This is a genomic window from Clostridium rectalis (genome assembly GCF_900626095.1).
Lineage (GTDB): Bacteria > Bacillota > Clostridia > Clostridiales > Clostridiaceae > Clostridium_AS > Clostridium_AS rectalis.
The window spans coordinates 203845-210376 of the sequence record NZ_UYZZ01000006.1 but is presented as its reverse complement, the minus strand read 5'-3'; the positions used below and the strand labels follow the sequence as shown (position 1 = coordinate 210376).

Annotated in this window: 7 protein-coding genes; 1 reads left to right on the top strand and 6 read right to left on the bottom strand. The window is 27.9% G+C overall.

Annotated features, from left to right (window positions below; genetic code table 11):
* The 3 genes from EJL03_RS16730 to EJL03_RS11240 all read right to left on the bottom strand — a co-directional run.
* A partial coding sequence (locus tag EJL03_RS16730; protein WP_341472426.1) for an acyl-CoA dehydrogenase family protein occupies positions 1-112 on the bottom strand: 112 nt, incomplete at its 3' end.
* Positions 113-125: 13 nt separating this feature from the next.
* Entirely contained in the window at positions 126-905 is a 780-nt protein-coding gene (locus tag EJL03_RS11245; protein ID WP_125154074.1) for a short-chain-enoyl-CoA hydratase, read from the bottom strand.
* 287 nt (positions 906-1192) lie between these two features.
* Entirely contained in the window at positions 1193-1825 is a 633-nt protein-coding gene (locus EJL03_RS11240; RefSeq protein WP_125154073.1) for a redox-sensing transcriptional repressor Rex, read from the bottom strand.
* A gap of 190 nt (positions 1826-2015) precedes the next feature.
* Here EJL03_RS11240 and abc-f point away from each other — a divergent pair, with 190 nt between their 5' ends.
* A complete protein-coding gene (gene abc-f, locus EJL03_RS11235; protein ID WP_125154072.1) occupies positions 2016-3929 on the top strand; it encodes a ribosomal protection-like ABC-F family protein in 1914 nt (637 codons plus the stop codon).
* Positions 3930-3954: 25 nt separating this feature from the next.
* Here the strand turns inward: abc-f and EJL03_RS11230 are convergent, their stop codons facing one another.
* The 3 genes from EJL03_RS11230 to EJL03_RS11220 all read right to left on the bottom strand — a co-directional run bounded on the left by EJL03_RS11230 (position 3955) and on the right by EJL03_RS11220 (position 6532).
* Entirely contained in the window at positions 3955-4401 is a 447-nt protein-coding gene (locus EJL03_RS11230; RefSeq protein WP_125154071.1) for a response regulator, read from the bottom strand.
* A gap of 195 nt (positions 4402-4596) precedes the next feature.
* Entirely contained in the window at positions 4597-5412 is an 816-nt protein-coding gene (gene proC / locus EJL03_RS11225; protein ID WP_125154070.1) for a pyrroline-5-carboxylate reductase, read from the bottom strand.
* A gap of 151 nt (positions 5413-5563) precedes the next feature.
* Entirely contained in the window at positions 5564-6532 is a 969-nt protein-coding gene (locus tag EJL03_RS11220) for an ABC transporter ATP-binding protein (protein ID WP_125154069.1), read from the bottom strand.

Genomic DNA, 6532 nt, shown 5'->3' with positions numbered 1-6532 from the left:
GGAATCTTTCAGTTTCATCAATTTCTGCTGCTATTGGCTTTACTTCATTTTCAGCAAATTCTTTTACCATTTGTTTTACAAATTCTTGTTCTCTAGTTAATGCAAAATTCATTTACTCTTACCTCCTATCTATTTTTGAAGCATTTATCTCTTTTTTCAACAAATGCTGTCATACCTTCTTTTTGGTCTTCTGTAGCAAAACATGCACCAAATACTTCAGCTTCATATGATATTCCTGTATCTATATCACATTGCATTCCTTTATTTATAGCTGCTTTACAAAGTTTTACTGCTATTGGTGCATTGGCAGATATTTTTTTTGCCATTTCTTTAGCTTCATCTAGTAATTTTTCTGGTTCAATTACTTTATTTACAAGTCCTATTCTTAAGGCTTCCTCAGCATTTATTATGTCTCCAGTATATATTAACTGTTTAGCCATTCCCATTCCAACATGTCTTGCAAGTCTTTGAGTTCCTCCAAATCCTGGAGTAATTCCTAGTCCAACCTCTGGTTGTCCAAATTTAGCTTTTACTGAAGCTAATCTGATATCACAAGCCATTGAAATTTCACATCCGCCACCTAAAGCGAATCCATTAACGGCTGCTATTACAGGTTTTTCTAAAGTTTCTAACTTTCTGAATACTTTGTTTCCAAGTATACCAAAATTTCTTCCTTCTATTGTGTTAAGATCTTTCATTTCAGTTATATCAGCACCTGCAACAAAAGCTTTTCCTGCTCCTGTAAGCACTACTGCTAAAACTTCATCATCTTTTTCTAAATTATCTACTACTAAATCTAATTCTTTTAAAGTTTCTGAATTTAATGCATTTAATGCGTTAGGTCTATTGATTGTTACGATGGCAATTTTCCCATCTTTTTCAAGGATAACGTTTTTTAATTCCATAACAAAATATGCCTCCCTACAAAATTCTCATATTATTTTGTTAATATTATAACAAACAATATAAGAAAAATTTATCTACACCCATAATTTATTATATACTCTAATGATTTATTTTTCAACAATAAACTTACATAGTTTTGTTAAATTTAGTTTAATCCTTATAATGAAAAGGAATAAAAAGTGACTTTATACTACAAAAAATTTGACTTTAAAGCGCAATTATAAATTAATACACTCTAAAGTCAATATGTTTTGATGTTATATAATATAAAGTCGTCATAATGTAATTAATCCTCTTGATGCATTAAATAACTTAAAGTAAGTAAACTCTCACTTAAATGTACATTTTCTGTAAAAACTTTTTCCGGCACTACTAAATCCACAGGAGCAAAATTCCATATACTTCTAACACCATTACGTGTTAAAATATCACAAACTCTTTGAGCACTCCTACTAGGTACACATATAGTTCCTACATCTATTTGGTTCTCCTTTAAATATTCATTTAATGTATCAATATCCCTTATTTCAATATCTCTTATTTTTATACCTACTAGTTTAGGATTTATATCAAAAATAGCCTTCAATTTGAACCCAAGTTTATCAAAATTAGTATAATTAGCCACTGCTTGCCCTATATTACCTGCTCCCACTATTATAGTCTTATATTCTCTTGTAAGGCCTAAAATATGTTGTATTTGCATGTATAGTTCCTTTACATTATATCCATAACCCTGCTGTCCAAAATCACCAAAACAATTAAAATCCTGTCTTATCTGTGATGCAGTAAAACCTATTTTTTTACTTAGTTCCTTTGAAGAGATTCTGTCAACATCATTTTTTAGCAATTCTTCTAGATATCTGTGGTATTTGGGTAATCTCTTTATGACAGCCATTGAAATATTTTTTTTCTTGTCCATTGCTACACCTCTTAAGTTATTTTTTATAATTGATATCAATTCTATATTGTACCATAATATTACTTATCATACCACATTCATAATACATATAAAAACTAATTTATTTAGAATTTAAAGTATTAATTAATTTTCACTACAAAATTATACTTATACATAGTAAAATAGTAAAAGTAAAGAGGTGAAATATAAAATGATTATTTTAAGTTGTAAAGATTTATGTAAAAGCTATGGTATAGATATTATATTAAGTAATATAACTTTTAATATAAATGAAGGAGATAAGGTGGGTCTTATTGGACCTAATGGTGCTGGTAAATCCACACTTTTTAAAATTTTAACTTCCCAATTAGAATATGACAGTGGAGATTTATTTTTAGATAAAAATAAGAAAATTGGTTATCTTGCTCAACATTTATCCCTCAACAGTAATAATACCATATATGAAGAAATGCTTTGTGTATTTGGAGAAATACTAAATCTTGAAAATAAAATTAAAAATTTAGAACTAAAAATGAATGAACCTTATGATCCATCTAAAGCTGATTATCATAATAAAATAATTAAAGATTATACTTTAGCAACAGAGTTATATAACAATAGAGGTGGATATACTTACAAAGGAGAAATAAGTAAAGTACTTAAAGGATTAGGATTTTTAGAAGAAGACTATACAAAAGAAATAAGTATATTAAGTGGTGGACAAAAAACTAGAGTTGCATTATGTAAATTACTACTTACCACTCCTGATATATTACTTCTAGATGAACCTACAAATCATTTAGACCTAGACGCAGTAGAATGGCTTGAAGAATATTTAAAAACATATAAAGGAACCATTATGATTATATCTCATGATAGATATTTTTTAGATGCAGTTACCAATAAAACTATGGAACTTTTAGGATGTAGTATAAATTCCTTTGATGGAAATTATACAAAATTTATAGATTTTAAGAAAAAGGATTTCGAGACAAAATTGAAAGCTTTTAATCTTCAGCAAGCGGAAATAAAAAGACAAGAGGATATTATTGAAAAATATCGCTCCTTTAATAGAGAAAAAAGTATAAAAGCTGCTGAAAGTAGACAAAAAGCTTTAGATAAGATTGAACGTATAGATGCCCCATTGAAAGATCCTAAAGGTGCCAAAATTAGTTTCAAAACACTAATTACTAGTGGTAATGATGTACTGCATATAGAAAACCTAAGTAAAAGTTATGGAGAAAAGCACTTATTTAGCAATATAAACTTAGATATTAAACGCAGTGAAAAAATCGCTTTAATAGGAGAGAATGGTAGGGGAAAGACCACCTTATTTAGGATAATAATGGATTCAATTAAAGCAGACCAAGGTATTAATGTTCTAGGGAAAAATGTTTTTATAGGATACTATGATCAAGAACAATCAAATTTAAATGAAAATAAGACCATTATAGATGAAGTGTGGGATGATTTCCCCCGTATGACCACCACAGAAGTTAGATCAGCATTAGCGGCATTTTTATTTACAGGGGATGATGTATTTAAACATATTTCTAAATTAAGCGGCGGTGAGAAATGTAGAATAAATTTATTAAAACTAATGCTTTCTAAATCGAATTTTTTACTTTTAGACGAACCTACTAATCATTTAGATATAATGTCTCGAGAAGCTTTAGAAGATGCTATATTAAATTATGATGGTACTGTAATGGTTATATCTCATGATAGATATTTTTTAAACAAAGTAATACATAAAATCTATGAATTAAAGGAAAATTGTTTAAAAGAATATTTAGGTAATTATAATTACTATATGGAGAAGAAAAAAAATCCTCTTCGATTTAACAACATAGAAGAAAATATAGGAAAAACAAAAACAAAAATCCAACAGGAAAAAAAGAAAAAAAGAGAAATTGAAAAATTAGAAAGAGAAAAGAAGAAAATAGTAAAAGATTTAGAAGAGAATATATCCAATAAGGAAAATTCATTAGTAGAACTTCAAAACAAATTGTGTTTCGAAGAAATATATTCTAATCCACAAAAAAGTGAAGAAATTAATAAAAAAATATTAAATTTAGAATCGGAGTTAGAAATTCTTTATTCCAAATGGGAAAGTTATATGTAAAAACTCCATCATAAGATGGAGTTTTTTATTTTAAGTCTTTACCACAGTATGGACAAAATAAAAACTTACTATTGTTGAGTTGATTACCACAATAAGGACAAAATAAATATTTAATATTAGTATCTAATTTTATGAATTTATCCAAAATTTTCTTTAGTTCACCTCTTACTATAGGGGTCTTAATTATTTCATCAACATTATTTTTTATAAAATCTTTCATTTTAAGGTCATTAGAAGAAGATAATATACATATAATATTTTTGTTATCTTCCTTAATTTTTTGTATGACTTCTGCTCCCGTAATTCCTTTCATTATTAGATTACATATGACTACATCTGGCATAAACTTTTTAACGTCATTAAGTGCAGAAATCTCATTAGATACTTTAATATCATGTCCAAATTTTTTTAATATATCCTTTAGAATCATGCTTTCAAATTTACAGTCATTCACAATTAATATTTTACTCATGAGTTCCCCTCACTATATGGTTTTATTTTTATATTATTTAATTAAATTAATGTTTTTTTGAATCTATTACTATAATACCACATTTTAACTTAATTTTACCATAGAAATGCGACTTTTTTCATAATTTTTCATTCTATAAAATGCTTTTTTATATTAATAAAAATACCTGCAAAATATAGCAGGTATTTTTATTACTTATTTCTTTTCTTGTCCCATGTCAATTGTTTTATTCGTACACATTCTCATAGCTTCAATAACTGATCCTCTAAAGTTATTTTTTTCTAAAGAATAAACAGCCTCTATTGTAGTGCCTCCTGGAGAACACACTTTATCTTTCAAACTTCCAGGATGTTCACCTGTTTCTAATACCATCTTAGCTGATCCTAAAACAGCTTGTGCCGCCATTTTATATGCTTTATTTCTTGGTATTCCATCCAATACAGCTCCATCAGCTAAAGCTTCTATAAACATGTATACATACGCTGGAGATGACCCACTTATAGCTGGCACAACATTCATAAGTTTCTCCTCTATGACTTCCACTTTCCCAAAACTTTTAAAAATAGTAATTACATCATTTAATTCTTCTTTTGTAACTAAACTACTAGCACATATTGCACTCATACCCTCCCCTACTAATGCAGGAGTATTAGGCATAGTTCTAACAACTTTAATCTGTTTACCAAAAGTATTCTCTACATAATTTATAGTTATTCCTGCACCAATAATTACTATAACTACATTCTCTTTAACACTTTTTTTTATTTCATTTATAACTTCTGTATGCTTATTAGGTTTGATTGCTAAAACTAATATATCTGAGTTTTCAACTATTTTTTCATTATTTGTATTAATATTTACCCCATATTGATCTTCTATTTGTATTAATTTATTTTCATCTGGATCACTTACATAAACATTTTTACACCCTACAATTTCAGAATTTATAATTCCTGATAACATAGCCTGTGCCATATTTCCACAACCTATAAAACCTATATTTTTATTCATACGTGTCCCTCCATAACTTAGTGTATTATTAGTAATATAATATCATAAAATTATAATATTTAATAAAAAATTATACATATAACTTAATGCTGATTTCATTAATTTTGTATATATTTTAATAAAATAATCACATAAAAAACATATTATTGTTTTAATAATCATATAAATGACAAGCCACTACATGATTTTTACTTAGGTTTATCATATTAGGCTGTTTCTCTTTACATATATTCATACACTTAGGACACCTTGTATGAAATCTACACCCTGATGGAGGATTTATTGGGCTTGGAATATCACCTTTCAATAATATTCTTTTCCCTTTCATATTGGGATCTGGAATTGGTATAGCAGACAGCAATGCTTGAGTATATGGATGCTTACAACTCTTATATAAAATATCACTATCTGCTATTTCCACAATTTTCCCCAAATACATAACCCCCACCCTGTTACTTATATGCTTAACCACATTTAATCCATGAGCAATAAATAAATAGGTTAAATGAAATTCTCTTTGTAAATCATAAAGAAGATTTAATACTTGGGCTTGAATAGACACATCTAAAGCAGACACGGGTTCATCACAAACTATTAGCTTAGGACTTACAGATATAGCCCTTGCTATACCCACCCTTTGTCTTTGTCCACCGCTAAACTCATGGGGATATCTATCTTTATGATAACTTGCAAGTCCTACGCATTCTAATAAGTTTAACACTTTTTTATTTAAATTATCTTTATTATCAATTTTGTTCACCCTCATAGGTTCTGCTATTATATCCCCTATTGTCATTCTTGGATTAAGTGATGCATAGGGATCTTGAAATATAATTTGTATATTTTTGCTTAATTTCCTTCTATCTTTTTTTGTTAGTTCTTTTATATTTTTACCACAAAATAATATTTCTCCCTCAGTTGGCTTTAATAGATTCACAAGTATTTTACCTGTAGTAGATTTCCCACATCCCGATTCACCTACTAATCCTAAGGTCTCCCCTTTATAGATATTAAAACTAATATCGTCCACAGCCCTTACATAGTTAGTAGAATTATTGAATAATCCTGATTGTATAGTGAAATACTTTTTTAAATTTTTAATGCTCATTAAAGGCTCCAT